The organism is Streptomyces sp. NPDC046557 (assembly GCF_040645975.1).
Lineage (GTDB): Bacteria > Actinomycetota > Actinomycetes > Streptomycetales > Streptomycetaceae > Streptomyces.
Map to the genome: position 1 here is coordinate 64,122 of NZ_JBEYZH010000009.1, position 26,896 is coordinate 91,017.

The following is a 26,896-nucleotide window of genomic DNA, read 5'->3' on the forward strand; positions in this document are numbered from 1 at the left end:
ATCGTTCAGTCAATCAGCGTCTGTTTTCGGTCATCCAGTCGATTGCGTGTCCCACGGCGTCGGGAATCGAGAAGAGCACGGCCCGTGCCCCTCCCAGCCGACCCCTGCGCAACCGTGAATCCGGGAACGCGTCGCCGATCTCCGCGAAATCGCTGTCGTCCAGTGCGACGTCCTCGTACGTCGTCCACCCCTCCCCCCACCGTCCCCCCGGAAGGTTCACCTTCACCACACAGTCGTACATGCGCAAGGGGGGCTTCGGAATTCGGTACTCCGCCAGATGGAAAGCGGTGCAGACCGAAAATCCCACATTGATCATGAGTACCTGGCCGCCCTCCCCGCACATTCTTCCCAGGGGCGACTCCTCGCCCAGGTGGCATTCGAGGCGGTGACCGGCGCACAGCCGCCGCGCGTCCTTTCCCAGCGCCGCGAAGGAGGTCTGCGGGTGCCCGCTGCGCGCGGCGCCCGGGGAGGTACGGACCGTCTCGGCGAAACGCCCCACGCCCTGGCTCGGGGTCCGCCGCGGGTCGAACGCCGGCATCCGGGCCCGGAACTCCCGCACCTGCGGCTCCGTAAGACCCGCGATCCGCTCCAGGTGCGCCGTGGAGGTGCGGGAGTTCTCCGACGTGAAGGCGGGCACCACCAAGGTGCCGTCCCGCCCCAGCACGCCCCTCAGCGCGTCGCGCAGCGACTCGGTCCGCAGACCGGTGCCGCCGAGCGCGGCGTGCACCAGCAGCGACGCCCCGGGGCGCACCCCGAGCCGGCGTAACTCCCCGGCCAGCGCGAGCGTGCCCGGGCCGCCGGGCGACGTCACGCGTCGACCGCCTTGGACTCCCACCGCAGCTCCGCCACCAGCCGCTTGCCGGTACTGGTCAGCTCGGCCGCACCGGCCAGCCGGTCCAAGGCCCGCTGGATCCGGTCCGAGGCCCCGGGCTCGGGGGCCGCCGTCGCCCGCCGGTACGCCGCCACCGCCACCCGCTCGTGTACGTCGGCCAGCAGCCGGGACACCGGCACCGGGCGCTCCCGCCAGGGCGAGGGATGCTGCCACTGCCCGTCCAGCGCGTACAGGTCGGCCACCTCGGCCAGCGCCCGCAGCCGGGCCCGACGCCGCCCCGTCAGCAGCGCGAGGGCCGTCTCCCGGACCCCGGCGCCGTACGGCACCCCGAGCGCCCCGGGCCCGTGCCGCCCGGCCTCGCCCCAGCCGGGGGCCCGGGGACCACCCGCGAGCGGGGTCAGCGTCGTCAGCCCCGCCGCGGCCGCCCGGGCGAACTCCGGGACGGCGGTGTGCAGCAGCGCCCAGGCCGCGTCGAGCCTGCCCCGCCACTCCTCGGCCTCCCCGGCGCCCAGTCGCAGCCGGGGCGGGCGGGCGAAGCAATTGCGGTAGGAGTCGAGGTCCTCCAGCGCCACCGGGGCGGCGTCCGGCCCCGGCGGCGACCAGCTCCGTACGGGCAGCCAGCGCGCGTCCCCCGCCGCCGGACCGAAGCGGTGCTCGGCGCGGCCGTCGCGCACCGCGTACCCCGTCCCGGTGGCCCGCACCGCGGCCCGCCCCCGGGTGCCGGGTTCGCCCAACCGCAGCAGCCCCAGTGTCGGCAGGTACACCTCGCCGTCCCGGTAGGGCACTTCGGCCGGCAGGTCGAGGCCGCCCCGCAGCACGGCCGCGGCGGCGAGCGCGGCCAGCCTGCGCGCCGCGCCGTCGCCGTCGGGGCGCCCGTCCCGCCCGGCGTCCAGGGCCTCCAGGACCCAGGTGCGGGTGAAGGGGTGGTCCAGTACGGCCCCCAGCGCGTTCGCGCCCGGTTCCCCGGACCGCTCCACCCGGGCCAGCAGCTCCCAGGACCGCGCCCAGTCGGGATCACCCGTACGGTCGGCGTTCAGGCGGGCGAGCAGGACCCGGGTCAGGCGCTCCTGGGAGCGGGCCAGTTCGGCCGGGTCGGTGAGTTCCGGCGCGGTCTGCCGGGACGCGGTGCGGCCCTCGACCCCGTCGATCAGCTCGCGCAGGTCGGTGCAGTACACGGAGGGGTGGTCGAAGCCGCCCCCCCCGTCCGGGTCGGCCCGGTAGCGGTGGGTGTAGAGGCCGCCGCCGCACGAACGTACGACGGGGCACCGGCGGCACGTGGCACTGACCCCGGCCAGGCCCAGCTGCCGGGCCCGCACCCCGGGGTGGGCGGCGACCTCGTCGAAGGAGTGGCCGAAGACGTCGAAGCCGGTGGCGGCGGCGCCCTCGTAGGCGCTCTTGAGGGAGTCGACCTGCTCCAGCGTCCCGTCGGTCTCCACGACGACCAGGTCGGTCGGCGCGAGTCCCAGCGACTCGGTCAGGCTCGGTCCGCCGCGCAGGGTGGACAGCAGGGACTCGAAGAGCCGTACGGAGACCGGTCGCCCGAGGCGCTCCCAGTGGTCGAAGACCCGCAGCAGCCAGCGCGCGTACGCGTCGGGGGCGCCGTCGGGGCGGACCGGCGGGTTTTCCCAGGTGGCGTGGGGGAGCAGGAAGTCCACCCGGGGCGGTTCCAGCTCCACGAGCGCGTCGAGCACGGCGACGGGGTCGTTGGCGACGTCCACGGTGCAGAGCAGGCCCTGGTAGAGGCGGCGGTACGGCTCCGAACGGAGCAGGGCGACGGCGGCCAGGACCAGGGGGTGGCTGGTGCGTCCGTCGGCGAACCGGCGGTGGCGGTCGTTCGCGGCGCGGTCCCCGTCGAGGGAGATGCCCACGCGGACGCCGAACTCGGCGAAGAGGTCGAGGTAACGACGGCTGAGCTGAAGCCCGTTGGTGTGGATCCGCAGGTCCAACGCGGCGGTGCCGGCGAGCGCGCGGGTGAACTCCTCGCACACCAGGCGTAGTCGGGCGGTGCCCGCCAACAGGGGTTCCCCTCCGTGGAGAATCACCGTGACGGAGGGGAGTGCATGGTCACGGGCATGTTCGGCGAGCCGCGACGCGGTCTGTGAAATGACCTCGGAGGAGATCACTTTCGGCCGGGCTCGCCAGCTCTGATCAGCGTGTTCATAGACATAGCAATGATCACAAGCGAGATCGCATCTGCTGTGAACCTTGAGGACGATCTCGCGGAAAGCGATCAGGCCGGTCATTCCACCAGTCTAGAGCGCGGGCTCCGGTGTCAGAGCGCGGAGTTGAAGATCGGTGCCTGAACGTGACGGCCGTTTTCCGAGGGCAGGACACGTCCGAGTGTCTCGGCCGTCGCGGTGCTGTGGACGTCGATCCGGTCGAGCGGGACCAGGGGGGTCTTGACCGTGCTGGTCGCGGGGGTTGCGGAAGTGTTCACGACACCGTCCTCGGGGAGGCCATGCGAAATGGGCAGGGGAGCGGCACCAGCGGACCTGCTGGTGTCAAGCGTGGACTTTACTCGTCCACACCTTATTGGCAACCGAGACATGACGCCTGGTCAAGCGTTCCATGGAAAGGCTGCCGCAATTCTCGAGGTGCGGTAATCGGCCGTTTGCCGTACAGCAAGATCCTTTCTCCCTGACGCCGGGTCACCCGCCATGTGGATCACCCGGTCCGTGGCATTTAGCATGTCCACGCCACCCCCCTGACCTGCCGTTCGGCCGAAAGCACCCTCATGCGCTTCCAGCGGACCCTTGCCGCGACCGCCGTCCTGATCGCCCTCCCCGCCCTCGCCGCCTGCAAGGGCGACCCCGCGCCGCCCGCCGGCCGTGCGGGCGCGAGCCCCTCCCCGTCCGTCGCGGGGCCGTCCGCCGGCGGCTCGATCATCGAAGCGCAGCAGTACGTACGGAGGCCCTGGTCGAGGGCTGTGTCCTCAGCGACTTCGTCAACAGCTCGGACGGCTCCGGGAGTCCGAACCTGGAGACCCCGCAGGACCCGGGCGGCGAGAAGCCGGGGCAGCCGGCCCAGGGCAGCCTCGGTCTGGCTCGGGCCGCGAGCATGACCGAGCTGAAGAAGTTGGTGGCGTCGAGCGTGGACTGCTCGCACTTCTCCACCGACCCCGACACGGTGGCGATCCGGTCGATCGACTACGCACCCGTGGTCGACGGCAACCCGCTCGACTGGGGCGTGAGCGGTCGGGCCCTGTGCGGCGAGCCGGCGGGTGCCCAGCGCGCCCACAACCTCAACTGGCTCGACACGGTGGGCGACATGAAGAAGCTCCAGACCAAGGCGAAGGCCGCGCAACTGGCCGACTTCGAGGACGACGGGAAGCTCAAGGCCACCGCGAGCCTGCTGCTCGTCGGCGACGGCATCGCGGTGGAGACGAACGACCCGAGCGCCCGGTTCGGTCTGTACCAGCAGCAGTTCCTCTACCTGAACTGCACGCCCGGCTTCGCCGCCCCGACCGGGTACCGGCTGGAACGGTCCCAGGTCGAGGGGTGCGTCCTGACCAACTACCAGCCCGAGCACCCGGTCGTCGGCGGGCGCTGACTCCCGTCGGCCCCCGCTCAGGCGGGCAACTGCTCGCCCAGCGGGGGCACCGGCAGGTCGCGCAGCAGCCAGGTCAGTACGTCGGGCAACGCCCGCAGGGCCGCGAAGTGGGCGGCCGCCGGGTCGAAGGTGGTGGTGGCGCCGGGGATGCGGCGGGCCAGCCAGCGGGAGTGTCCGACGGGCGAGAACACGTCCAGCTCGCCGTGCCAGATCAGCACCGGGCAGCGGATGTCGGCTGGGTCGAAACCCCACGGGCCGCTGAACGCCATCGCGTCGTCGATCCACCCGTACGCCGAAGTGCGCACGCCCTCACGGTAGTTGCGCAGCAGCATCGCCCGCAGGCCCGCGTCCGCGACGATCATGCGGTCGTTCTCCGTCAGCTCCCGGCGCAGCTCCTCCAGCAGTCGGCGGGGGTCCTCGCGGATGCCCTCGGCGCGGGGGATCAGCCGGGCGGCGAACCCCTCGGGGTCGTCATGGGCCCTGGTGTACTCCTCTACGTTCGAGGCGGCCATGCCGTCGAACCAGTCGAGGTCCTCCGCGTCCCGGGGCGCGAGCGTGACCAGGGCCGCCGTGCGGGTGACCCGGTCCGGGAGCAGGGCGGCGCAGGCCAGCGCGCCGGGGCCGCCGCCGGAGCGGCCGGCGACGGCGAAGCAGTCCAGGCCGAGCGCGTCGGCGATCGCGGCCACCTCCCGGGCCACGTCGGCGACGGTGCGGCCGGGGTGACGGTCGGAGCCCCCGTAGCCGGGACGGTCGTAGGCGATGAGCTGTACCCGCCGCTGGTAGAGGACCATGCCGCGGGGGGCCGGTCCCAGGCGGCTGCCGGGGGTGCCGTGGAGCAGGAAGACGGGCTTGCCGTCCGGGTCCCCCCAGCGCTCCACCATAAGGGCGCGGCCGTCGGCGGTGCGCACCAGGTCGCGCACGCGCTCCCTCCCTCACGTTCGACGCGAGCAGTCAGGGTGATTGTGCGCTTCGGGGCAGGGGTGCGGTAGGGCGCGCCCGCCGGCAATTTCCCGGCTCACCCGGGGGCGCCATGCCGTCCCCGGCGCCTGCGCTCCCGCGGGCGGCGGCCACGGCACAGTGGGCACATGAACGCAGACGACGAGAACGTGTTGGCCCGGGGACGCGTGGCGACCCGGCTCCCGGCCGCGGACATGGACCGCGCGCGGCGCTTCTACTCCGAGCGGCTCGGACTGGAACCCGTGGACGAACGCCCCGGTGGGCTGCTGTACCGGTGCGGTGGCACCGAGTTCGCGGTGTTCCGGTCGACGGGGGCCTCGCCCGGCACCTTCACCCAGATGGGGTGGGAGGTCGACGACCTGGAGACGGCCGTGTCGCAGCTCAGGCGGCGGGGCGTGGTGTTCGAGGAGGTCGACGTGCCCGGGTTCCGGACGAGGGACGGGATCGCGGAGATCGAGGGGAACTACCCGAGCAGGGGCGCCCGGGGCGAACGCGCCGCCTGGTTCCGCGACAGCGAGGGGAACCTGCTGGGCATCGGCGAGCCGGTCGCCTAGGCGTACCCCGGCGCGGCGCGGCGCGGCGCGGCGAGTCGGGGGTTGGGGGGCGGGGGGCGGTCAGGGTCCCGGCGTCCGGGCGGCGGGACCCGTCGTGGTGCCGCTGCCCACCGCCGGGCCGCCCCTGCCGCGGTGGAGGACCGCGCAGACCACGGTGACGGCCGCGCCCAGGACCGCCCAGGCCGCCAGCACCAGCATGGCCGGACCCGTGTCGTTGCCCCGGAAGTACGTGATCGAGCGGGCGGCGTACGTACCGGCGCCCGGGGGCAGGGCAGGCCCGATGGCCTTCCAGAACGGCGGGAGCAGCGGATACGGGTAGGCGCCGCCCGCGCTCGGGTTGCCCAGGACCACCACCAGCAGGATCGCCAGGCCGATGCCGACCACCCCCGCCACGCCCTGGAACGCCAGGGTGATCGCGCCGACGGCGAAGACGACCAGGGTGCCCAGCCCCCACAGGGCCATGACGTTGCCGGGCAGCGCGCCCAGGATCGGGCCCGCGATGACCGTGCCCAGCAGCCCGGCGGCGATCGAGTACAGCAGCAGGGCGCCGAGCCGGATGACGGCGCGGGCGGAGTTCGCGGGCCGCGCCCCCGCGCTGATCGCCAGGATCGCGGCGCACAGGTAGCCGCCGACGCACCAGCCCACCACCAGGTAGAAGGAGCTCAGGCCGCGGGCGTCCCCGTCGGCGGCCGGAGCCACGTCGACGATCTTCACGCCGCGCCCCTGGGTCGCCTCGGCGCGGCTGATGATCCCCACGAGTGCCTGGGAGAGCGAGGCTCCCGCGCCGCTCGCGACCAGGAGCCGGTCGGTCTTGCCGGCCGGGTCGACGATCAGCGCGCCGTCCACCTCCCGGTTCCTGACCCACGCGAGCGCCGCCGCCTCGTCCGGGGCGGTGCGGGTGTCGAGCGGGCCACCGGGCAGGGCGCCGAGGCGCCGCGTGGTGCCTGTGGCGACCTGTTCGGCGGGGGCGGCCACCGCGAGGGTGATCCCGTTCGGCTCGGGGTGGTGGAAGGCGCCGATGTAGGAGGTGATGAAGGCGAGCTGGAGCGCCAGTACCCCCAGGACCAGCAGGAAGGCCCGGGTGCTGACGGCGTCCTTGAACTCGGCGAGGAAACCGCCGGAGGGACCCGCGGGTGTGTCGGTGGTGGGCTGGGTCATGTCCCACACGCTCGGCGGACCGGGAGTCGGGCGCAGCAGGGGCGGGCCGAACGGGGGACGGGGAGCCCCGGAACGGACGCGGATGGATGATCGAACAAGTGTTTCGCACGGATATTCGAATTGCTCTATGGTGGAGACGGGGCGGAAGGAGCGTTGCGAAGCATCGAGGGAAAGCAGGAGGCGGCGGGTGCCAGGTTTCACGCATCTGCACACCGTTTCGGGGTTCTCCATGCGCTACGGAGCCAGCCACCCGGAACGGTTGGCGCAGCGCGCCGCCGAGCGGGGCATGGACGCCCTCGCCCTCACCGACCGTGACACCCTCGCGGGCACGGTCCGTTTCGCGCGGGCGGCGGCGGAAGCCGGGGTACGGCCCCTGTTCGGGGTCGACCTGGGGGTCGCCACAAGTCACGCGGCCACCGCCCGCGCCGCGTCCGGTGAGGCGTCCTCCCGGCGGCGCAACCCCGTCCGGGGCGGCGCCTTCGTCGACGAGTCCGCCGCCCGCGCCGTCTTCCTGGCCCGCGCCGGTGCCACCGGCTGGGCCGAGCTGTGCCGCATGGTCACCGCCGCCCACGCGGGCGGACCCGACGTCCCGCTCCTGCCCTGGGAGGAGCTGCGCGGCGCGAGCGGGGTGTACGTCCTGCTCGGCCCCGGCTCCGAAGTGGGCCGGGCCCTCGCCGCCGGCCGGCCGGACCGGGCCGCGCGGCTGCTCGCGCCCTGGCGCGAGGTCTACGGGGACGACCTGCGCCTGGAGGCCGTCCACCACGGCCGCGCCGGCACCGGGCCCGGCTCGCTGCGCCTGGCCGCCCGTACGGTCGGCTTCGCCGCCGAGCAGGGCGTCCCGGCCGTGCTCAGCAATGCCGTCCGGTACGCCGACCCCGGTCAGGGGCCCGTCGCCGACATCCTCGACGCCGCCCGCCGGTTGGTCCCCGTCGATCCCCGCAAACCCCTCGACAGCGGTGAGCGCTGGCTCAAGGACCCCGCCGCCATGGCCGAGACCGCCGACCTGGTCGCCCGGGCGGCCGGACTGCGCCCCGCCGACGCCCGCCGGCTGCTCGCGCAGACCCGGCGGACCGCCGAGGCGTGCGTGGTGGATCCCGAGGACGACCTGGGCATCGGTTCCGTCCACTTCCCCGAGGCCCGACTCGTCGGCGCCGCCCACCGCACCGCCCAGCGGGTCCTCGCCTCCCGCGCGGCGGCGGGCATGGTGCTGCGCGGCTACGCCGGCGACCGCCGCTACTGGGAGCGGATGCACGAGGAACTCGACATCATCGCCTACCACGGCTTCGCCTCGTACTTCCTGACGGTCGCCCATGTAGTGGACGACGTACGGGAGATGGGCATCCGGGTGGCGGCCCGCGGCTCCGGCGCGGGGTCCCTCGTCAACCACCTCCTCGGCATCGCGCACGCCGACCCGCTCGCCAACGGCCTGCTGATGGAACGCTTCCTGTCCAAGCGCCGTCGGGTGCTGCCCGACATCGACATCGACGTGGAGTCCGCCCGGCGGTTGGAGGTCTACCGGCGGATCATCGACCGGTTCGGCGCCGAACGCGTCGCGACCGTCTCCATGCCCGAGACCTACCGGGTCCGGCACGCCATCCGGGACGTGGGCGCCGCCCTGTCCATGGAACCGGCCACCGTCGACCGGCTCGCCAAGGCGTTTCCGCACATCCGGGCCCGTGACGCCCGCGCCGCGCTCGCCGAGCTGCCCGAACTCCATGACGTACGGGGCGAGTCGCACGGGCGGCTGTGGGAACTGGTCGAAGCCCTGGACGGACTGCCGCGCGGGATCGCCATGCACCCGTGCGGGGTGCTGCTCTCCGACGCGACGCTGCTCGCCCGCACCCCGGTCGTGCCCAGCAGCGGCGAGGGCTTCCCCATGTCCCAGTTCGACAAGGACGACGTGGAGGAACTCGGGCTGCTCAAACTCGACGTGCTGGGCGTACGGATGCAGTCCGCGATGGCGCACGCCGTCGCGGAGCTGCGGCGCGCCACCGGGCAGGAGCTCGACCTGGACGACCCGGCGCAGGTGCCGCCGGGCGACGGGGCCACGTACGAGCTGATCCGCTCGGCCGAGACGCTGGGCTGCTTCCAGATCGAGTCCCCGGGTCAGCGAGACCTGGTGGGTCGGCTCCAGCCCGCCACCTTCCACGACCTGGTCGTGGACATCTCGCTGTTCCGCCCCGGTCCGGTGGCCGCCGACATGGTGCGGCCGTTCATCGAGGCCCGGCACGGGCGGGCCCAGGTCCGCTTCCCGCACCCGGACCTGGCGGACGCGCTGCGGGAGACGTACGGGGTGGTGGTCTTCCACGAGCAGATCATCGAGATCGTGCACGTCCTGACGGGTTGCGGCCGCGACGAGGCAGACCGGGTGCGGCGCGGGCTGTCCGACCCGGACTCGCAGGGTCGGATCAAGGTCTGGTTCGCGGCGACGGCGCGGGCGCGCGGCTACTCGCCCGAGGTGATCGCCCGGACCTGGGAGATCGTGGAGGCGTTCGGCTCGTACGGGTTCTGCAAGGCGCACGCGGTGGCCTTCGCCGTCCCCACGTACCAGTCCGCCTGGCTCAAGGCCCACCACCCGGCCGCCTTCTACGCCGGACTGCTCACCCACGACCCCGGCATGTACCCGAAGCGGCTGTTGCTGGCGGACGCGCGGCGGCGGGGCGTGCCCGTGCTGCCGCTGGACGTGAACCGGTCCTCGGTCCACCACCGTATCGAACTGGTGTCCGAGATGCCGCCGCTGTGGGGGCTCCGGCTCGCGCTGGCCGACGTCCACGGCATCAGCGAGGCCGAGGCCGCCAGGATCGAGGCCGGGCAGCCCTACGCCTCCCTGCGCGACTTCTGGGACCGGGCCCACCCGGGGCGGCCCGTGGCCGAACGACTGGCCCAGGTCGGGGCGTTGGACGCGTTCGGCGCGAACCGCCGCGACCTGCTGCTGCACGTGAGCGAACTGCACGGCGCCCAGCGCGCCGCCGACGCCAGGGGAAGCGCCCAACTCCCGCTCGGCGGGGGGCGGTCCACCGCCGCCGTCGGACTGCCCGACCTCAGCGAGGCCGAGCGGCTCAGCGCCGAGCTGGGCGTCCTTGGCATGGACGCCTCGCGGCACCTGATGGCGGACCACCACGCCTTCCTGGCCGAACTGGGCGTGGTGCCGGCCCGGCGGCTGCGCGACGCCGAACACGGGCGGACCGTGCTGGTGGCCGGCGCCAAGGCGGCCACCCAGACCCCGCCCGTCCGCTCCGGCCGGCGGGTCATCTTCACTACCCTCGACGACGGCACCGGCCTGGTCGACCTGGCCTTCTTCGACGACAGCCACGAAGCCTGCGCCCACACCGTCTTCCACTCCTTCCTGCTGCTGGTGCGCGGAGTGGTGCAACGGCGCGGCCCGCAGAGCCTGAGCATCGTCGGGGCGGCGGCCTGGAACCTCGCCGAACTGGTCGAACTGCGCGCGGAGAGCGGCCTGGAGGCCGTCACCGCCCGGCTGTCCGAATCGCCGCGCGAAGCCCCCGCGCCCGCCGGGCCCGCCGGCCCCGCCGTCCCTGGCGCACCCGCCGACCCCGGCCGCCGGATCCACCTGCCGACCGGCTACGAGATGAACCCGTGGGCCGACCTCCAGCCGCCCGGCACGGGCCCCGCGACCGGCCGCAAGCTCTGGCACTCCAGCCCGGGGAGCGCGGGATGACCGGCGCGGTCCTGCACGTGCGGTGCGCCCCGACCCTGACCGGCGAGGGCTACCGGGAGGTCCTGGAACTGCTGCGGGAGTTCTCCCCGGTGGTGCAGGCCCTGCCGCCGCGCGCCGCGCTCGTCCAAGTGGGCGGGGCGCTGCGCTACTTCGACGCGGACGCCGCCCGCATCGCCGAGGTGGTCCGGCTGCGCGCGGTGGCCCGGCTCGGCACCGACGTCCGGATCGGGGTCGCCGGCACCTGGGCCGTGGCGGCGACGGCCTCCGCGCGGGTGCCCGGCCCCGGCGGCGTCCTGGCCGTCACCGAGGAGGAGGTGCCCGGCTTCCTCGGGCCGTTGCCGGTGGAGGCGCTGTACGGGATCGGCTCCCGCCAGGCCGAGGCGCTGCGCGGATACGGGCTGCATACGATCGGGGCGCTCACCGAGGTGTCCCCGGGGGTCGTGGAGCGGATCCTCGGCAAGCGGGCGGGCCGACTGGTCGTGGAGCGCGCCCACGGGATCGACCCGCGCCCGGTGACCCCGAGGGACCTGCCCTCCTCGGCCGCCGTCCGCGCCCGGTTCCCCCGGGAGGAGCTGGACGGACCGCACGCCCGGGCGGCGCTGCTCGCCCTGGTCGTCCGGCTCGGCGCCATCCTGCGCGGGCGCCGCCAGGCCGCGCGCGCCCTGACCCTGACCCTCCAGTTCGCCGGCGGCACCCGCTGGGAGAAGACCCGGCGGCTGACCGAACCCTCCGCCCACGACGAGGACCTGCGCGCCATGGCGTACCGGCTGATGGACGCGGCCGGCCTGCAACGGGCCCGGCTGACCGGCGTGGTGCTCCGGGCCGAGGACCTGACCGGCGTCGAGGGCGTGGCCCGCCAGCTCACCCTGGACCCCGTCCGCGAGTCCCGTCTGACGGTGGAGGCGGCCATCGACCGGGCCAACGCCCGCTTCGGCCCGGGCACCGTCCGCCCGGCGGCCACCTTCGGCAGGGCCTCGTAGACCTCCCGGCCCTGCGGCTCCCTGTCGACCGGTCTCCCGACCTCGCGGTCTCGCGGTGCACCGGAGGGCGGCTCGACACGCGAGTTTTTACCGACGCGTAACTTCCAAGTCTTGCTACTCACCCGTAATTTATCGACAGCAGCTCCCCCTTGTGATCCGGATCACGGGACAAACCCCCCGCACCATCCCCATGACGCAAGGAGATCACCCGATGCTGCCCTGGCGCCGCCTGCTCCGCCCGCTGGCCGTCCTCAGCCTCGCCGCCGCCGCGCTCGTCGCCCCCACCGGCACCGCGCAAGCCGCCTCCGCCCCCAGCAGCGGCTGGAACGACTGGACCTGCAAGCCGTCCGCCGCGCACCCCCGTCCCGTCGTGCTCGTGCACGGCACCTTCGGGAACTCCGTCGACAACTGGCTCGGCTTCGCGCCGTACCTCGTCCACCGCGGCTACTGCGTCTACTCCCTCGACTATGGACAACTCCCCGGCCAGAGCTTCTTCAACGGCCTCGGGCCCATCGACAAGTCCGCCGTCCAGCTCGGCGCCTTCGTCGACCGGGTGCTCGCCTCCACCGGCGCCGCCAAGACCGACATCGTCGGCCACTCCCAGGGCGGCATGATGCCCCGGCAGTACCTCAAGTTCCTCGGCGGCGCCTCCAAGGTCGGCGCGCTCGTCGGACTCGCCCCCGACAACCACGGCACCACCCTGTCCGGCCTGACCCAACTGCTCCCGTACTTCCCCGGAGCCGAGGACCTCATCAGCTCGACGACCCCGGGCCTGGCCGACCAGATCGCCGGGTCCCCCTTCGTCACCAAGCTCAACGCGGGCGGCGACACCGTCCCGGGAGTGGCCTACACGGTGATCACCACCAAGTACGACGAGGTGGTGACCCCGTACACCAGTGGATTCCTCGGCGGGTCGAACGTCCGCAACGTCGTGCTCCAGGACCTGTGCGCCCTCGACCTCTCCGAGCACGTGGCCATCGGCCTGACCGACCGCATCGCCTGGCACGAGGCGGCCAACGCCCTCGACCCGGCCCACGCAGAACGCACCACCTGCGCCTCGGTCTTCGAGTGACCGACCGCGCCCCGGCCCGACCCGTGACCCAGCACTGTGACCGGAAAGGTCCACCGCGCTAGCGGCCGTGGCGGCCCGGCGTCGAACGGCGGCGGGCCACGGCGAAGAGCACGGCCGAGCCCACGGCCAGGGTGGCCGCCCCGGCGATCGCGATCACCGGGGCGGAGCCGTCGCCGCCGGTCCGCGCGAGGTCCCCGGCCGCCGCGCCCACCGCCGTCGCCGAGGACGGCGAGGCGAACGGGGACTCGGCGGTCGAACCGTTCGTGTCGGGGTCGTTGTCACCGTGGCCGCCGTGTTCCACCGTCGACTTGGACGCGCCCTCGGAGATCTGCTCGTCCGTCGGCGGCTTGGCCACGGGCCCCTTCGACGGCTTGGCGCTCGCGGCGTTGTCGCCGGCGCTGCCGGTGCCGCTCGGCTTCGCGCCGGGCTTCCCACCCCCGGTGTCCTCGCCGAAGACCACGTCCGAGCAGGTGTAGAACGCCTCCGGGCTGTCCGAGCGCTGCCAGATGCTGTAGATCAGGTGTCGGCCGCTCTTCTTGGGGACCGTGCCGGAGAAGACGTAGTCACCGCCCTTCATCCCCGGGTCGGTGACCTTCGCGAAGGGCTCCGGCTCCAGGTCGGCCCACTTCAGCGGCTTCGCCGGGTCGTAGCCGTCCTTCGTCACGTACAGCTCGAAGGTGCCCCTGGGCGGGGCCGTGCCCTTGTAGCGGAAGGTGTGGGGGCCGGACGTCAGCGCACTGGCCGGCCAGTCCGCGCGGGCCAGGTCCAGGCCCCGGTACTTGTCGTTGCCCGCCGAGCACAGTTGCCCGTTCGGTATCAACGCCCGGTGGTTGCCCGCCGCGTTGGCGATGTTCACCGCGTTCCAGTCGTAGAACGCCTGGGCGCCGCCCGCCGCGACCGCCGCCTTGCAGGCCGCCGACCGCGGGGACTCGGGGCCTTCCGCGTAGCAGGTCGCCACCCGACTGACCGGGTCCGTCATCGAACCGTGCGCGGCCGCCGGAGCGGCGGCGTACGCGGCCACCGCGAGCGGGGCGAGGCCGGCGGCGGCGATGCGGCCGACGGTGCGGATGGCGGTGCGCATGGTGGATCCTCCGGGCGGCGACGACGTCGGGTACGCCAGGGGGGCCGGCCGGCGCGTCCCCGGACACGAGGTGTCTCCGACGCCGTTCCGGCCCTCCCTGGCCACGCCAACCTAACCGCCCCGACCTGCGGTTCCGCCCGGATCGGGGCCCGGAAGCCGATCCTTAGGCTCCGCTTAAGGCGGGGGTAAGCGGCCCCTCAGGAAGAGGGGTCACTTCACGTTGACCGCGGTCCAGGCCGCGGCGACCGCCTGGTACTCGGTGCCACCGGTTCCGTACAGGTCCGCGGCGGCGTTGAGGGTCGCCGTCCGCGCCCCCGCGTAGTCCGTCGAGGACGTCATGTAGACCGACAGCGCCTTGTACCAGATCTTGTACGCCTTGGTCCGGCCGATGCCGGCCACGGTGGCGCCGTTGGCGGTCGGGGAGTTGTAGCCGACGCCGTTGATCGTCTTAGCGCCGCTGCCCTCGGACAGCAGGTAGAAGAAGTGGTTGGCGACTCCGGAGGAGTTGTGGACGTCCAACCGGCCGACGTTCCTGTCCCAGTAGTCGGCGGAGGCGCCGTCGCGGCTCGGCTTGTCCATGTACCGCAGCGGCGTGCCGTTCCCGTGGATGTCGATCTTCTCGCCGATGAGGTAGTCGCCGGGGTCGGCGGAGTTGGCGGCGTAGAACTCGACCGACGTGCCGAAGATGTCGGAGGTCGCCTCGTTGAGGCCGCCGGACTCACGGGTGTAACGCAGTCCGGCCGTCGAGGCGGTCAGCCCGTGCGACATCTCGTGGCCGGCCACGTCGAGCGAGGTGAGCGGCTTGGTGTTGTTCGCGCCGTCGCCGTAGGTCATGCAGAAGCAGCTGTCGTCCCAGAACGCGTTGACGTAGGCGTTTCCGTAGTGGACGCGGGAGTACGCCGCGCCGCCGTCGCCGCGGATGCCCAGCCGGCCGAGCTCGTTCTTGTAGAAGTCCCACGTCACGGCGGCGCCGTAGTGGGCGTCGACGGCGGCCGTCTGGCGGTCGGCTGGGGTGCCGTTCCCCCAGGTGTCGTCGGCGTCGGTGAACAGGGTCCCGGTCCCGCTGGTGCCGCCGGCGAGGTCGTAGGTCTTGTGTCCGCCGCGGGCGGTGTCGTTCAGTTCGAACTGCGAGCCGTTGGACTTGGTGCCGACGGTGACCGAGCCGCTGTACTCGCTGGCGCCGATGCCCGTCTCGATGGCGTCGTAGGAGTAGATCACCTTGCCGGTGCGGGCGTCGGTGACGGTGTGCAGCTTGCTCGGCGTCCCGTCGTCGCCCACGCCTTCGGTGACGCTCTCCCAGGCGAGCACGGACGCCCCGCCGACGGCCCAGACGACCTTCCGGGCGCCCTTGGGGGCCGCGAGCGAGGCGGCCTTGGTGTCCACGGATATCCGGGCCTGGGACGCCTTGGTGGTGGAGCGGGCGCCGCTCTTCGAGGCGTGCACGACCAGGTCACCGCCGAGTACCGGCAGGCCGGCGTAGGTGCGCTCGTAGCGCGTGTGGACGGTGCCGTCCGCGTCCTTGACGACGTCCCGGGCCACGAGCCCTTCCTGGTCGCCGAGACCGATGGCCTTGGCGGTGGCGGGGGCGTCGTTCTGGGCCTGCGCGATCGCGGAGGCACGCGCGGTTCCGGTCAGCGCGACGGCCGTGGCGCCGGCCTCACGCTCGGCGGCGGCGTTGGCGGGACCGCTCTGGACGGCGAGGGCGACCATCGCAGCCGAGGCGACGAGAGCGGCGGCGCGAAGGACGTGAACACGGCTGCGGGAGGTGGGGGTTGAGGACGTGGGGTGAGTCACTCGTGGCTCCTTGACTGGCCGGTGGGGGCAGTGGAGGAGACAGTGCCGGCAAATCACCCGGGATTGGCAGGTGCGCAACAAGAATTTGACCTTCTCGTTGTCCGGAGAGCGTGTGGCGGTGTCCGCTCGGCGGTGAAACCGCCCGGTATCGGAAGGAATTCCTCCGCTACCGGGCGCCCCTGATCCGTCAGGCACCCCTAGGCGAGCAGGCCCGGGAGGCCGGTCGACGTCATGGCCTCGGCTTCGAGGGCGTCGAGGGCTCGTACGGCCTGCGCGGCGGCTTCCGGATCGCGTGCGGCGAGGCCGCTCGCCGCGAACTCGTCCTCGTCCAGGCGCAGGACGCTCGTCCCGTCCGCGGACACCCACAGATCGAGGTCCAAGTCCTCCACGACGATCTCGCCGTCCCGGACCACGGCGGGCCGGGTCACGTCGCAGTACCACCCCTTGAGCCGACCGTCGCCCGCGCGCACCTCCTTGACGGCGTACCAGCGGCTGCGCCAGAAGTGCTCGGTGAACACGTCGCCCGGCTCGAAGCGCACGAAGCCGAAGTCCCGTACGCCCTCGGCCGCCCAGGGCGCGCGCACGGTCAGTCGGTCGCCCGTGTCGGCGACCAGGTCGGCCGGATAGCGGATCTTGGTGCGGCCGGCCTTGACGAGGGCGACGGTGAGTCGGTCGGTCACGCCGTCACTTCCTTCGGATCCGTGTGGGCGGCGAGTCGTTTCGCAAAGCGGGTCTCGGTGGCCCGGATCTCGTATCCGAACCACTTGTTGACGGCGAGCATCGCCGCGTTGCCCGCGTCGTTGCCGGTCAGTGCCTCGGTGCAGCCCGCCGCGAGGGCCCGGTGCAGGGAGGCGGTCTTGGCCAGCTTGGCCAGACCCCGGCCCCGGTAGGCGCGGCGCGTGCCGGTCATCGCGGAGCCGTAGCGACCCGCCCCGTCGGTCCGCGCGGCCGAGAAGGCGGCCACCACGCCGTCGACGAGGACGACCGTCGTCAGGTCGTGGTCGAGCGAGGGCTCGCGCCACACCTCGCTGAGCCAGTTGTCGTAGTCGTCCAGTTCCACCGGCAGGTCACCCGGCTCGTCCGACGAGACTTCGGCGTCGGCCTCGTACAGCGGGCGCGGGTCGTCCGCGAACGCGGAGGCGGGACGCAGTTCGACGCCGGGCGGCAGGACGGCCGGCGCGGGCGGCAGGGTGTCCGACGACAGCTCCAGGCGCAGGAAGTGCGCGGAGCGGCCGGCCCGGTAGCCGTGCCGTGCGGCGAAGGAGTGCTCGGCGGCCCCGTCCAGGACCCAGGCGTACGCGGTCACGGCCCCGGCGGCGGCCAGGTGCTCCTCCGCCGCACGCAGCAGGGCGCTTCCGACGCCGAGGCCGCGGTGGGCGGGATGCACCTGGAGGTTGACGTACCCCTGCCCGGGCTCGGGGCTCTCGTGCGCGATGCCGACCTGGGCGGTGGCGACGGCCGGGCCGCCCGCGCGCTCGGCCAGCAGGATGCGGTACCGCTTGTCCGGGTGGGCGGAGGCGACCTCGTGGGCCACCCCCGCCGAGGTGCTGATCATGAACGGGAGGGCGGACCGGCGCAGGCGTACGACGGCCTCCGCGTCCCCCCGATCGCCGGGGCGCAGGTCGCGGATCGAAACGGTCATGAGGCCGACGCTAGGCGCCGGACCGCCCTCGGCGCCTGCGAATTATCGGGGCGGTGGGGGAGAATCGGCCCCGTGACCCCGACTTCGACCCACCTCAAGATCAAGATCGACGGCGCGGCCGGCGCCGCGGCCCCCTACGAGCAACTGCGCGCGCAGATCGCGGACGGCGCCCGCACCGGGCGGCTGCCGGTGGGGTTCAAACTGCCGACGGTGCGCGGGCTGGCGGAGGAACTGGGGCTCGCGGCGAACACCGTCGCCAAGGCGTACCGGGCCCTGGAGGCGGACGGCGTGATCGAGACGCGGGGGCGCAACGGGACGTTCGTCGCCGCCGCCGGGGACTCCGCCGCGCGGGAGGCCGCCGCGGCGGCCCAGGCGTTCGCGGAACGCGTCCACCGGCTGGGCCTGACCCGGGACGAAGCGGTGGCCGCGGCGGGGGAGGCCCTGCGGGCACGGTACGGCGCATGAAGCCCACTCGGTAGGCGTGAAGCCCCCACCGCAGGAGCGGACCCCCTCACGCCGTGCGGGAGCGGAGCCGCGCCATCAGGTGGTGTTGCATCGGCTGCCCCATGGCCTCCATCTCCTGCACCACGACCAGCTCCCCGCCCTCCAGGGTGTACCGACGGCGCATCCCGGTCACCTCCTTGGCCCGCGGGGTCAGTGACACGCTCCGGGTCGCCATCTCGAACTCCGTACCGGACGCCCGGCCGACGTACGTCTCCACGATCCCGGTCGGGTGGGCCAGCACCACCTCCAGGGAGGCGTCGGGCATCACCCGCCACCAGCCGACCTCCCGCCCCGACGGGCGCAGGGCCGCGCCGGACGCGTCGATCAGCCAGGCGCGGGACTCGTAGCGCAGGAAGGGCCGTCCGTCGTGGCTGAAGGTGACCTCCTGTTCGTACCGGAACCCGTGCTCCAGGGTGGGGTACTCACCGCTTCCCCGGCCCTGCCAGCGCCCGATGAGCGCCAGCACGGGGCGCAGCTGCGGGTGGGGCTCCGGGCCCTCGCCGAGGACGGAGGTGTCGGGGAAGGGGTTCTCCTGCGCCGGTTCGAGCACGTGGACTCCTGTTCGGTGTGCCCGGGGGCACCGGGCACGGCGGGGCGTGGTCGTCCGCGCCATTGTCGTCGTCCCGGGTCCGCCGGGGCGGGACCTACAGGTAGAGCCCCGGCTCCGCGCCGTGGCCCTGTGGCGGCAGGAGGGCCGCAGTCGGGCCCGTACCGCGGCGCAGGGCGAAGAGTTCGGCCAGCGTGGCGCCCTCGCGGGAGACGCCCTCGTCGGTGCCGAGCCAGTCCGCCGCCTCACGGCGCGTCAGCCGCCCCACCTCGATCCGGGCCAGGCAGCGGCCCGGCCGGACCACCGCCGGGTGCAGCCGCTCCAGGTCCTCGTTGGTCGTCACCCCGACCAGGACGTTGCGGCCCTGGCCCAGCAGGCCGTCCGTCAGGTTCAGCAGCCGGGACAGCGCCTGTCCGGCCTGGTGGCGGGCTTCGCCGCGGATCAGCTCGTCGCAGTCCTCCAGCAACAGCAGCCGCCAGCGGCCCTTGGCCGTGCCCTCGTCCTCGCCGATCGCGATGTCCATCAGGTAGCCCACGTCGTTGAACAGCCGCTCCGGGTCCAGGACGCAGTCCACCTGGCACCACTCCCGCCACGACCGGGCCAGCGTCCGCAGCGCGGAGGTCTTCCCCGTCCCCGGCGGCCCGTGCAGCAGGAGCAGCCGGCCCGCGATGTCGTCCGGGGTCACCTTCATCAGCCGGTCCATCGCCTCGGCCACCGGCGCGGTGTAGTTGGGTCGCACCTCCGCCCAGGTGCCCGCCGCGATCTGCCGGGTCGTGCGGTAGGGGCCGCGGCGCGGGGAGACGTACCAGAAGCCCATCGTGACGTTCTCCGGCTGCGGTTCGGGCTCGTCCCGCGCCCCTTCCGTCGCGTCGCCGAGCACGCCCGCGGCCAGTTCGTCGCTGACGGCTGTCACCGTCACGTCCGCGCCCCGGCTCCAGCGCGACACGAGCACGGTCCAGCCCTCGCCCTCCGCGAGGGTGGCGCTGCGGTCGGTGTCGCGCGCCGAGCGCAGCACGGTCGCGCCGGGCGGCAGCAAGGTGGCCTCCGCCTTGACCCGTTCGATGGAGACGCTGTGCGAGTACGGCTGCTCGCCGGACGCGAACCGGCCGAGGAACAGGGCGTCGACGACATCCGACGGCGAGTCGCTGTCGTCGAGGGTGAGACGGATCGGCAGCGCGTCGTGCGGGTTGGCTGACATGGCGCCCATGATCCGGCACGAACTGCCCTCCCGCACCCGTGTTTCGCCGGAACGGGTGCGCGGGTCGGGTCTTCAAACCCCTCGTCGGTGAAGGTTCGGAGCGGACTCCACTCCGAACATTCTTGGCATGAACACTTCCAGCCAGGCCGTGCTCGTTGTACCAACGACTCAGGAGTAACCCCCACTAGGAGCCGCACACATGAGCAAGAGCCTGTCGCGCTTCGCCACCCTCACCTCCGCCCTCTTACTCGCCGCGGGTGCCACCCTGTTCGGCGCGGGCCAGGCGGCCGCCTCCGCCCAGGCCGACTTCGGCTACGTAGCCCTCGGAGACTCGTACTCCTCCGGCGTGGGCTCCGGCAACTACGACAGCGGGAGCGGCGACTGCAAGCGCACCTCCCGCGCCTACCCGGCCCTGTGGGCCGCCGCCCACTCCCCGCAGACCTTCTCGTTCGTCGCCTGCTCGGGCGCCCGGACGGGTGACGTCCTCTCCGGCCAGCTCGGCCCGCTGAACTCCGGCACCGACCTCGTCAGCATCACCATCGGCGGCAACGACGCCGGATTCTCAGACGTCATGACGACCTGTGTGCTCCAGTCGGAGTCCACCTGCGTCAACCGCGTCAACCAGGCCAAGGCGTACGTGGACTCGACCCTCCCCGGCCAGCTCGACCAGGTCTACAACGCCATCACCGGCCGCGCCCCCGCCGCCCACGTGGTGGTCCTCGGCTATCCCCGCTTCTACCAGCTCAACGGCTCCTGCATCGCGGGACTGACCGAGGGTGAACGCAGCGCCATCAACGGCGCCGCCGACTACCTCAACGCCGCCATCGCCAAACGCGCCGCGAACCACGGCTTCACCTTCGCCTCGGTGACCAGCGCCTTCACCGGACACGAGATCTGCTCCGGCAGCGCATGGCTGCACAGCCTCAACTGGGCGGATATCGGCGAGTCCTACCACCCGACCGCCACCGGGCAGTCGAGCGGCTACCTGCCCGTCTTCGCCGGCAAGGCGTAACGCCCCGATCGGCCGCTACGGCGTGCTCCCCGGGTCCGGTGTCCGGCTCGGGGAGGCGGAGGGGGCCGGTGGAACGGAATGAGGAGGCGGTCCGCGCGCCGCCGGCCTCGTAGGTGACGCCCTGCCGGCCGGCGTCCGAGCCGGCCTCGCCGCGCGTCACGCAGCGGTACTCCACCTCGGCGCGTCCGGCCGCGCCACCGGACCGCCCGGGTCGCGTAGGGTCCCACCCGCGCCGATCACCCGTAGCATCCGGGTGGCCTCCGCCGCCGACAGCCGCCCGGCCGGGTCCTTGCGCAGCAGCCCCTCCAGTACGGGCGCCGGCGGCCCGGCCCGGCGCGGCGGCGGCAGCTCGTCCTCCACCACCGCCCGCAGTGTGGTCAGCGGGGTGTCCCGGCGGAACGGCGAGGCTCCCTCGACGGCCGCGTACAGCAGCACGCCGAGGGACCACAGGTCCGGCGACGACACGCCCGTCCCCATCCACGTTCCCGCTCACCGGAGCCCCCCGTGTCCGTCACCGGATGATCACTCGGAGTCAGCGCAGCGGGCGCGCGTGGACACGGGTGGTGACAGGACTGCCGCGAGGAGGCCCCGGAGACGGGTCAGGCATCCTCCAACCTGTGCGGAGAGTGATCGCCGACTGCACTGAGTAATCGTCAACTCCCCGTAGGTATAGGGGTAATTCACACCACCGGGATACCCGGGGGCGACCCGGGGGCGATAGGGTTAACCTGCCCGGGCCGGGTGCCCTCGTACGGGTGGGGAGAGACATGGAACAGATAGCAATGCGCAGCAGGCCGCCCCGCGTGCCTGCCATCACCTGCGGCAGTAGTGCGACCAGCTCGCGCCTCGACCGCCACCTCGCCGTGCTGGGCGGACCCGCCGTCCCGCACCACGAGACCGCGGAGGCGACGCTGCTGATGCGCGAACTCACCTTCCGCGACCACACGCACGTCCAGCGGAGCCGGAGCGCGCGCGTCGCGCTGTTCGCGCCGCTGCGCCGGCTGCGGCGCACCCTCTTCGGCAGCCGCCGCTCGTAACCGTCCCCGCGAGGCGGCCGGTCGGCCCGGCCGCAACCCCCCGGCCCCGTCTTGTCCACGGCTCGTCCATGGCGCGCTCCGGTCGCTCGGCGCCCCGGTGTTGCCGATGTCCCGGTGTCCCCGCGCGTGCTCGCGCCGGGACGCCGGGACCCGCTGTCGCGAGGCCCGCGGCCGGGCCGCCGTCCCCGTCAGGCGATCACACCGTCCCGGCGCAGCGCCGTGATCCCCTCGTCGGCCATCCCCAGTTCCCGTAGCAACGCCTCGGTGTGCTCACCCAGCGCGGGCACCGCGCCCATCCGGGGCGGCGGGCCGTCCGGCAGCCCGATCGGGGGCAGGAGCGCCCGCAGTGGGCCGACCGGTGACCCCACCTCCCGCCAGCGGTCCCGGGCGGCCAGTTGCGGGTGCGCGGCCACCCGTGCCACCGAGTTGAGCCGCGCGCAGGCGATGCCCGCCGCCTCCAGGCGCCCGATCGCCTCGTCCGCGTCCAGCCCGGCCAGCGCCTCGGCCACCACCGCGTCGGTCTTCTCCCGGCCTCGGGTGCGCGCGGCGTTCGTCGCGTACGCCGTATCGTCAGCCAACTCCGGTCGCTCCAGAACCTGTTCGGCGAGGCGGCGCCACTCGCGATCGTTCTGTACCGACAGCAGGACGCGGTCCCCGTCGGCGGTCGGGTAGGCGTCGTAGGGTGCGATGACCGCGTGCGCGAGGCCGGTCCTCACCGGCTGCCGCCCGCCGTGCATCGTGTGGTGCAGGGGGTGGCCCATCCACTCGGCGAGCGCGTCCAGCATCGACACCTCCACCCGGCCCCCGCGCCCGGTGGTCCCGCGGCGCAGGAGGGCGGCGAGCACCCCCGAGAAGGCGTACATGGCGGCCGCGATGTCGGCGGCCGGAATACCCGCCTTGACGGGCTGCTCCGGGGTGCCGGTCACCGACACGAGCCCCGCCTCGCACTGCACGAGCATGTCGTAGGCGCGCTTGTGGGCGTACGGGCCCTCGGGGCCGTACCCGGAGATGTCCACGGCGATCAGCCGCGGATAACGGGCGCACAGGGCGGCCGAGTCGAGGCCGAGCCGGGCGGCGGCGCCCTGGGCGAGGTTCTGGACGAAGACGTCGGCGCCGTCCAGCAGGCCGTGCAGGACCTCCCGCCCCCGCGGATCCTTGAGGTCCAGCGCGATCGACTCCTTGCCGCGGTTGGCCCAGACGAAGTGCGAGGCGAGGCCCTGGGCGGTGGTGTCGTAGGCACGGGCGAAGTCGCCGCCGTCGGGGCGCTCGACCTTGACCACCCGTGCTCCGAGATCGGCGAGCTGGCGGGTGGCGAAGGGGGCCGAGACGGCCTGTTCGACGGCGACGACGGTGACGCCGTCGAGGGGCAGCGGATCGGCGGCGGGCGGCGCGGGGTGCGTATCGGGAGCCATGACAGCCTGCCTACCGGCTGGGACCCGGGCCTGTCATCCCGCACAGTGCCGAGATCTCGGGAGTTCCGGCGCCCGGGTTGCCGAGGGCGGTTGTCGGCCGTGGTCGGTCCCGGCCGCTGTCGGTCCCGGTCGTGGGCGGCCCGGGTCGGGGGGTCAGTCCCGGCCGCGGGCGAACCGGCGGGCGGCCGCCGGCGCCGACAGCGCGAGCAGTACCAGGGACCAGAGCACCGCCCCTGCCACCGGATGTGCCGCCGGCCAGGCGGCGCCCGCCGCGGCCTCGCCGCCCGCGTTCCCGCACAGCGCGCGCACCGCGCTCGCCACCGCGCTGATCGGGTTCCACTCGGCCACCGCCCGCAGCCACCCGGGCAGCCCGGCGGTCGGCAGGTACGCGCTGGAGAGCATCGGCAGGACGAAGGTCGCGCTGCCCAACTGGCCCGCCGCCTCCTCGCTCTTGCTCAGCAGCCCCAGGTACGTACCCGTCCAGGCCATGGCGAAGCGGAACAGCAACAGCACCCCCAGGGCGCCGAGCGCGCCCGGCAGGCCGTTCTCGACCCGCCATCCCATCGCCAGCCCCACCAGCATCAGCGGCACCATCGACAGCGCCGTCGTCAGCAGATCGGCGGCGGTCTGCCCGAGCGGTACGGCGGCCCGACTCATCGGCAGCGTGCGGAAGCGGTCCATCACCCCGCGGTGGGCGTCCTGGGCGGCCGTGAACATGCCGGTCATCAGGCCGTTCGCCGCGGTGGCGGCGAGCAGCCCCGGCACCAGGAACTCCCGGTACTCGGAACCCGGCATGGCGAGCGCGCTGCCGAACACGTAGCCGAAGAAGAGCAGCATCGTGATCGGCATCGTCTGGGTGAGGATCAGCAGCGCGGGCGCGTGGCGCGCCTTCTGCAACTGTCGGGTGAAGACGGCGCCGCCGTCGGACAGCAGGGTGCTCATGCCGCGTTCTCCTTCGCGTGCTCGGTGATGGTGGCGGTACGGACCCGGGTGAGGCGCAGGAACACCTCGTCGAGGGTGGGCGGGCGCAGGGCGGCGTCGGTGAGCGGGATGCCGGCGGAGTCGAGGGCGCGGATGATCCGGGGCAGGGTCAGGTCACCGTCCAGCACCGTCACCCCCACCGTGAGGCGCCCCTCGTCCACGACCGGACTGCCGCCCGTGAGCTGGTCGAGTACGACGGCCGCGCCGGCGAGGGCCGCACGGTCGGTGACGGTGACCTCGGCGCGGGCGCCGATACGGGCCTTGAGCTCGGCCGGGGTTCCGCCGGCCACGGCCCGGCCGCCGTCGACGACCACGATGTCGTCGGCGAGCCGGTCGGCCTCCTCCAGGTACTGGGTGGTGAGCAGGACGGCGGTGCCCTCGTCGGCCAGTTCCCGTACGGCCGTCCAGATGTGCTCGCGGGCCGCCGGATCGAGGCCGGTCGTCGGTTCGTCCAGGAACAGCACCCGGGGGCGGTTGATCAGCCCGGCGGCCAAGTCCAGGCGCCGTTTCATGCCGCCCGACCAGGTGGAGGCGACCCGGTCGGCCGCCCCGCCCAAGGCGAAGCGTTCCAGCAGTTCGTCGGCCCTGCTCCGGCCGGCGGCACCGCGCAGCCCCGCCAGGCGGGCGAAGAGCCGCAGGTTCTCGCGGCCCGTCAGGTCCCCGTCCACCGAGGCGTACTGCCCGGTGACCCCGATGGCGCGGCGCACCACGACCGGCTCGCGGGTGACGTCGTGGCCTGCGACCAGCGCGCGGCCGCCGGTAGGGGCGGTGAGGGTGGCGAGGACGCGGACGGCGGTGGTCTTGCCCGCGCCGTTGGGGCCGAGGAGGCCGCAGACCGCCCCGTACGGCACGGCCAGGTCCAGCCCGCGCAGGGCGTGGACGTCCCCGTAGCTCTTCTCCAGACCCTCACTAAGTACAGCGTACGTAGTAGTCATGTGCCAGACCCTACCGCACTGCGTACGCTGTACGTAACTACGATGGGGCGATGGATCAGGTGACGGTGCGATGGACGAGGTCGAGCGGATGACACCCGGCGGCGGACGCCCCGCCGAACCCCAAGTGATCTGGGCCCGCCCGCAGCGCGCGGGTCGGGGCCCGCGGCCCGCGCACAGCCGTGACTCGATCGCGGCCGAAGCGGTGCGGATCGCGGACACGGAGGGGATCGACGCCGTCTCCATGCGACGGGTCGCGGCCGGTATCGGTGCCGGGACGATGTCCCTCTACAACTACGTCCCGCGCAAGGAGGACCTCTACGAGCTGATGGTCGACGCGGTGAGCGGCGAGTACTCCTACGTCCCGCCGACCGGGGACTGGCACGCCGACCTGCTGGCCCTGGCCCGCCAGACCCGGGCGCTCATGCACCGCCACCCCTGGCTGCCCCGGCTGCTGAGCCCGGTCCACGGGTTCAGCCCCAACGCCCTGCGGTACCTGGAGCACGGCCTGGCCTGTCTGGCGCCGCTGGACCTGCCGGACGGGGAGAAGCTGGAGCTGATCGCCGCCGTCAACGGCGCCGTGGCCACGTTCGTGTCGAGCGAACTGGCCCTGGCCGAACGCGCGCGCACGCTGCCCTGGAGCGAGGCCGACGAGCAGGACGTACGGACGGCCTGGCTGACCTCGCGCATCGCGACGGGGGAGTACCCGAGGCTGGCCGCCGCCCTCGCGGGATGGACGGGTATCCCCGCCGACCTGGGCGAGGCGTTCGACCGCTCGGTGTCGCGACTGCTGGGGGCGTGGGGGAAGTAGTCGCTACGACAGGCGCTGTCACAACAGGGCGAACTGGCCGCCCGGCCCCTCCTCCCGGTGGTCCAGGACCGAGGCCGGGCGCCGGGCCCAGCGCGGCGGCGGCAGCACCCCGGCGGCTGTGAGAGCGTCCATCGACAACGAGGGCCCCGGCTCGAACGCCGCCCGCAACGGGGCCAGGTCGGCGAGCAGCGCCAGCGTCGTCACCAGCGACAGCAGCTCCGAGGTCCAGGCCTGCGGCCACTCGGCAGGGCCCAGCGCCTCCAGCCCCGCCGCCTCCGGCCCTTCCGTCCCCGCCGCCGCCCGGTGCGCGGTGCGGGCGTCGAACCAGGTCTCCAGCGCCCGCGTGCCCTGCGCCTCGTACTCCCACGCGCCCGCCGGTACAGGGGAGATGCTCCCGTTCCCCAAGGACAGCGTCTCGGCCTCCGGGTCGTACGCGAGCGCGCCCGGCCACGTCGTGACCGCCGAGCGGACGTACGGCCGGCGCCCGCCCGGCAGCCGGGGCGCGTCCCCGCCCCGCGCGCCGCGCACCTGCGCCGCCAGCAGCCGGTGTCCCAGTTCCAGCCCGGCGCGCCAGCGCTCCGGGTCGGCGGCGAGCGGGACCTCGTACGCCCCTCGGGGCCCGGGGCGGGCCGCCGCCAGGATCCAGCACAGGACGTCCTCCGGGCCGACCCGGCCGCCGTACCGCTCGCCCAGCAGGGCCGGCAGCCCCGGAGCGATATTGGGCTCCGTGCCGCCCGGACGTCGGTGCAGGGGGCGCACGCGGCCGAGCCGGCCGACCGGGAGGTGGGCGGTGACCAGCGGCTCGGTGGCCTCGACGAGGAACAGTTGCCGATCGTCGCGGACCCGCCACAGCTCGGGGCGGGCCGCGTCGATGAGCCGTTGGTCCGGCAGCAGCCACTGTTCGTCGAAGGGGGCGCGCAGGATCCGTACGGGCTGCGGGCAGGAGCCGGGGGCGACGGCGAAGGGGGCGGTCTCGGAGCGCTGCCCGGGCAGGGCGGCCGCCCCGGTGGCGGGCGTACGGCCCCGGGCGGGCCGGAACAACCGCTCCCGCTCCGCTCCTTCGGCGGCCACGAGCGCCGTCCACCGGGACCGCAGGGTGGCCGGGTCGGGCGCGGCCACCCAGTCCCGTCCCAGGCGCGGGGGGCGCACGGCCCAGGGCATCAG

General features: G+C 73.8%; 24 protein-coding genes and 1 pseudogene. 9 read left to right on the forward strand and 16 right to left on the reverse strand.

What is annotated here, in order from left to right; translation table 11 throughout:
- Positions 1-13: 13 nt before the first annotated feature.
- From ABZ934_RS18325 to fxsA, 3 genes are read right to left on the reverse strand one after another with little or no spacing between them, the layout of a single operon-like run.
- Positions 14-811 (reverse strand): AAC(3) family N-acetyltransferase, encoded by a 798-nt coding sequence (locus tag ABZ934_RS18325; protein WP_361313993.1) that lies wholly within the window; start codon positions 809-811, stop codon positions 14-16.
- Entirely contained in the window at positions 808-3,075 is a 2,268-nt protein-coding gene (fxsB, locus tag ABZ934_RS18330; protein ID WP_361313996.1) for a radical SAM/SPASM protein FxsB, inactivated metallohydrolase extension form, read from the reverse strand. Before fxsB ends, ABZ934_RS18325 begins: the two co-directional genes overlap by 4 nt.
- Positions 3,076-3,104: 29 nt before the next feature.
- Positions 3,105-3,269 (reverse strand): FxSxx-COOH cyclophane-containing RiPP peptide, encoded by a 165-nt coding sequence (gene fxsA / locus ABZ934_RS18335; RefSeq protein ID WP_361313999.1) that lies wholly within the window; start codon positions 3,267-3,269, stop codon positions 3,105-3,107.
- A gap of 620 nt (positions 3,270-3,889) precedes the next feature.
- Here fxsA and ABZ934_RS18340 point away from each other — a divergent pair.
- Positions 3,890-4,381, forward strand: coding sequence for a hypothetical protein (locus ABZ934_RS18340; RefSeq protein ID WP_361314002.1), 492 nt, complete (start codon positions 3,890-3,892; stop codon positions 4,379-4,381).
- Between the two features lie 17 nt (positions 4,382-4,398).
- Here ABZ934_RS18340 and ABZ934_RS18345 read toward each other — a convergent pair whose 3' ends face one another.
- Entirely contained in the window at positions 4,399-5,289 is an 891-nt protein-coding gene (locus tag ABZ934_RS18345) for an alpha/beta hydrolase (protein WP_361314336.1), read from the reverse strand.
- Positions 5,290-5,466: 177 nt separating this feature from the next.
- On the opposite strand from ABZ934_RS18345, the gene ABZ934_RS18350 reads away from it, so the two are divergent.
- Positions 5,467-5,892, forward strand: coding sequence for a VOC family protein (locus ABZ934_RS18350; RefSeq protein ID WP_361314005.1), 426 nt, complete (start codon positions 5,467-5,469; stop codon positions 5,890-5,892).
- 60 nt (positions 5,893-5,952) lie between these two features.
- Here ABZ934_RS18350 and ABZ934_RS18355 read toward each other — a convergent pair whose 3' ends face one another.
- Positions 5,953-7,050: a DUF3533 domain-containing protein gene (locus ABZ934_RS18355; protein ID WP_361314007.1), complete on the reverse strand. Its 1,098-nt coding sequence runs from the start codon at positions 7,048-7,050 to the stop codon at positions 5,953-5,955.
- A gap of 187 nt (positions 7,051-7,237) precedes the next feature.
- Between ABZ934_RS18355 and ABZ934_RS18360 the strand changes: the two genes are divergently transcribed.
- The 3 genes from ABZ934_RS18360 to ABZ934_RS18370 all read left to right on the forward strand — a co-directional run bounded on the left by ABZ934_RS18360 (position 7,238) and on the right by ABZ934_RS18370 (position 12,781).
- On the forward strand, positions 7,238-10,729 hold the full coding sequence (locus ABZ934_RS18360; protein ID WP_361314009.1) for a DNA polymerase III subunit alpha: 3,492 nt from the start codon (positions 7,238-7,240) through the stop codon (positions 10,727-10,729).
- Positions 10,726-11,709 (forward strand): hypothetical protein, encoded by a 984-nt coding sequence (locus tag ABZ934_RS18365; protein ID WP_361314012.1) that lies wholly within the window; start codon positions 10,726-10,728, stop codon positions 11,707-11,709. Before ABZ934_RS18360 ends, ABZ934_RS18365 begins: the two co-directional genes overlap by 4 nt.
- 211 nt (positions 11,710-11,920) lie before the next feature.
- Entirely contained in the window at positions 11,921-12,781 is an 861-nt protein-coding gene (locus ABZ934_RS18370) for an alpha/beta fold hydrolase (RefSeq protein ID WP_361314015.1), read from the forward strand.
- Between the two features lie 58 nt (positions 12,782-12,839).
- Here the strand turns inward: ABZ934_RS18370 and ABZ934_RS18375 are convergent, their stop codons facing one another.
- The 4 genes from ABZ934_RS18375 to ABZ934_RS18390 form a co-directional block, all read right to left on the reverse strand.
- On the reverse strand, positions 12,840-13,862 hold the full coding sequence (locus ABZ934_RS18375; protein WP_361314017.1) for a lytic polysaccharide monooxygenase: 1,023 nt from the start codon (positions 13,860-13,862) through the stop codon (positions 12,840-12,842).
- 210 nt (positions 13,863-14,072) lie between these two features.
- Positions 14,073-15,572 carry a M4 family metallopeptidase gene (locus ABZ934_RS18380; RefSeq protein WP_361314338.1) on the reverse strand — a complete coding sequence of 500 codons (1,500 nt, stop codon included), beginning with the start codon at positions 15,570-15,572 and terminating at the stop codon, positions 14,073-14,075.
- A 281-nt stretch (positions 15,573-15,853) separates the two neighbouring features.
- Positions 15,854-16,336, reverse strand: coding sequence for a DUF402 domain-containing protein (locus tag ABZ934_RS18385; protein ID WP_361314020.1), 483 nt, complete (start codon positions 16,334-16,336; stop codon positions 15,854-15,856).
- Positions 16,333-17,298: a GNAT family N-acetyltransferase gene (locus tag ABZ934_RS18390; protein WP_361314023.1), complete on the reverse strand. Its 966-nt coding sequence runs from the start codon at positions 17,296-17,298 to the stop codon at positions 16,333-16,335. Before ABZ934_RS18390 ends, ABZ934_RS18385 begins: the two co-directional genes overlap by 4 nt.
- Positions 17,299-17,370: 72 nt before the next feature.
- On the opposite strand from ABZ934_RS18390, the gene ABZ934_RS18395 reads away from it, so the two are divergent.
- On the forward strand, positions 17,371-17,763 hold the full coding sequence (locus tag ABZ934_RS18395; protein ID WP_361314026.1) for a GntR family transcriptional regulator: 393 nt from the start codon (positions 17,371-17,373) through the stop codon (positions 17,761-17,763).
- A 46-nt stretch (positions 17,764-17,809) separates the two neighbouring features.
- On the opposite strand, the gene ABZ934_RS18400 is transcribed toward ABZ934_RS18395, so the two are convergent.
- Positions 17,810-18,352, reverse strand: a complete 543-nt coding sequence (locus ABZ934_RS18400; RefSeq protein ID WP_361314029.1) for an FABP family protein — start codon at positions 18,350-18,352, stop codon at positions 17,810-17,812.
- A 94-nt stretch (positions 18,353-18,446) separates the two neighbouring features.
- On the reverse strand, positions 18,447-19,556 hold the full coding sequence (locus ABZ934_RS18405; RefSeq protein WP_361314031.1) for a DUF5925 domain-containing protein: 1,110 nt from the start codon (positions 19,554-19,556) through the stop codon (positions 18,447-18,449).
- 190 nt (positions 19,557-19,746) lie between these two features.
- Here ABZ934_RS18405 and ABZ934_RS18410 point away from each other — a divergent pair, with 190 nt between their 5' ends.
- Positions 19,747-20,559 (forward strand): SGNH/GDSL hydrolase family protein, encoded by an 813-nt coding sequence (locus ABZ934_RS18410; RefSeq protein WP_361314033.1) that lies wholly within the window; start codon positions 19,747-19,749, stop codon positions 20,557-20,559.
- A 219-nt stretch (positions 20,560-20,778) separates the two neighbouring features.
- Here the strand turns inward: ABZ934_RS18410 and ABZ934_RS18415 are convergent.
- Positions 20,779-21,012 (reverse strand): annotated as a pseudogene (locus ABZ934_RS18415) (serine/threonine protein kinase); the annotation flags it as partial.
- Positions 21,013-21,326: 314 nt separating this feature from the next.
- Between ABZ934_RS18415 and ABZ934_RS18420 the strand changes: the two are divergent.
- Positions 21,327-21,596, forward strand: a complete 270-nt coding sequence (locus ABZ934_RS18420; RefSeq protein WP_361314036.1) for a hypothetical protein — start codon at positions 21,327-21,329, stop codon at positions 21,594-21,596.
- Positions 21,597-21,784: 188 nt separating this feature from the next.
- Here ABZ934_RS18420 and ABZ934_RS18425 read toward each other — a convergent pair whose 3' ends face one another.
- From ABZ934_RS18425 to ABZ934_RS18435, 3 genes are all read right to left on the reverse strand, one after another.
- The gene (locus ABZ934_RS18425) at positions 21,785-23,008 is read right to left on the reverse strand and encodes a CaiB/BaiF CoA-transferase family protein (RefSeq protein WP_361314039.1); all 1,224 of its coding nucleotides are present in this window, start codon (positions 23,006-23,008) and stop codon (positions 21,785-21,787) included.
- A 153-nt stretch (positions 23,009-23,161) separates the two neighbouring features.
- Positions 23,162-23,950, reverse strand: a complete 789-nt coding sequence (locus ABZ934_RS18430) for an ABC transporter permease (RefSeq protein ID WP_361314041.1) — start codon at positions 23,948-23,950, stop codon at positions 23,162-23,164.
- Positions 23,947-24,924, reverse strand: a complete 978-nt coding sequence (locus tag ABZ934_RS18435; protein ID WP_361314042.1) for an ATP-binding cassette domain-containing protein — start codon at positions 24,922-24,924, stop codon at positions 23,947-23,949. The genes ABZ934_RS18430 and ABZ934_RS18435 overlap by 4 nt, the downstream gene beginning before the upstream one ends.
- 70 nt (positions 24,925-24,994) lie before the next feature.
- Here ABZ934_RS18435 and ABZ934_RS18440 point away from each other — a divergent pair, with 70 nt between their 5' ends.
- Positions 24,995-25,732, forward strand: a complete 738-nt coding sequence (locus ABZ934_RS18440; protein ID WP_361314044.1) for a TetR/AcrR family transcriptional regulator — start codon at positions 24,995-24,997, stop codon at positions 25,730-25,732.
- A gap of 18 nt (positions 25,733-25,750) precedes the next feature.
- Here the strand turns inward: ABZ934_RS18440 and ABZ934_RS18445 are convergent, their stop codons facing one another.
- A complete protein-coding gene (locus ABZ934_RS18445) occupies positions 25,751-26,893 on the reverse strand; it encodes a type ISP restriction/modification enzyme (protein WP_361314341.1) in 1,143 nt (380 codons plus the stop codon).
- Between the last annotated feature and the right edge of the window lie 3 nt (positions 26,894-26,896).

Bases quoted from the DNA above. Each gene is read 5' to 3' on its own strand.
- ABZ934_RS18365 (WP_361314012.1), top strand. From the start codon at position 10,726: ATGACCGGCGCGGTCCTGCACGTGCGGTGCGCCCCGACCCTGACCGGC.
- ABZ934_RS18380 (WP_361314338.1), bottom strand. From the start codon at position 15,572: ATGGTCGCCCTCGCCGTCCAGAGCGGTCCCGCCAACGCCGCCGCCGAG.
- fxsB (WP_361313996.1), bottom strand. From the start codon at position 3,075: ATGACCGGCCTGATCGCTTTCCGCGAGATCGTCCTCAAGGTTCACAGC.
- ABZ934_RS18420 (WP_361314036.1), top strand. From the start codon at position 21,327: ATGGAACAGATAGCAATGCGCAGCAGGCCGCCCCGCGTGCCTGCCATC.
- ABZ934_RS18390 (WP_361314023.1), bottom strand. From the start codon at position 17,298: ATGACCGTTTCGATCCGCGACCTGCGCCCCGGCGATCGGGGGGACGCG.
- ABZ934_RS18410 (WP_361314033.1), top strand. From the start codon at position 19,747: ATGAGCAAGAGCCTGTCGCGCTTCGCCACCCTCACCTCCGCCCTCTTA.
- ABZ934_RS18405 (WP_361314031.1), bottom strand. From the start codon at position 19,556: ATGGGCGCCATGTCAGCCAACCCGCACGACGCGCTGCCGATCCGTCTC.
- ABZ934_RS18375 (WP_361314017.1), bottom strand. From the start codon at position 13,862: ATGCGCACCGCCATCCGCACCGTCGGCCGCATCGCCGCCGCCGGCCTC.
- ABZ934_RS18435 (WP_361314042.1), bottom strand. From the start codon at position 24,924: ATGACTACTACGTACGCTGTACTTAGTGAGGGTCTGGAGAAGAGCTAC.
- ABZ934_RS18440 (WP_361314044.1), top strand. From the start codon at position 24,995: ATGGACGAGGTCGAGCGGATGACACCCGGCGGCGGACGCCCCGCCGAA.
- ABZ934_RS18445 (WP_361314341.1), bottom strand. From the start codon at position 26,893: ATGCCCTGGGCCGTGCGCCCCCCGCGCCTGGGACGGGACTGGGTGGCC.
- ABZ934_RS18425 (WP_361314039.1), bottom strand. From the start codon at position 23,008: ATGGCTCCCGATACGCACCCCGCGCCGCCCGCCGCCGATCCGCTGCCC.
- ABZ934_RS18350 (WP_361314005.1), top strand. From the start codon at position 5,467: ATGAACGCAGACGACGAGAACGTGTTGGCCCGGGGACGCGTGGCGACC.
- ABZ934_RS18430 (WP_361314041.1), bottom strand. From the start codon at position 23,950: ATGAGCACCCTGCTGTCCGACGGCGGCGCCGTCTTCACCCGACAGTTG.
- ABZ934_RS18340 (WP_361314002.1), top strand. From the start codon at position 3,890: ATGACCGAGCTGAAGAAGTTGGTGGCGTCGAGCGTGGACTGCTCGCAC.
- ABZ934_RS18370 (WP_361314015.1), top strand. From the start codon at position 11,921: ATGCTGCCCTGGCGCCGCCTGCTCCGCCCGCTGGCCGTCCTCAGCCTC.
- ABZ934_RS18355 (WP_361314007.1), bottom strand. From the start codon at position 7,050: ATGACCCAGCCCACCACCGACACACCCGCGGGTCCCTCCGGCGGTTTC.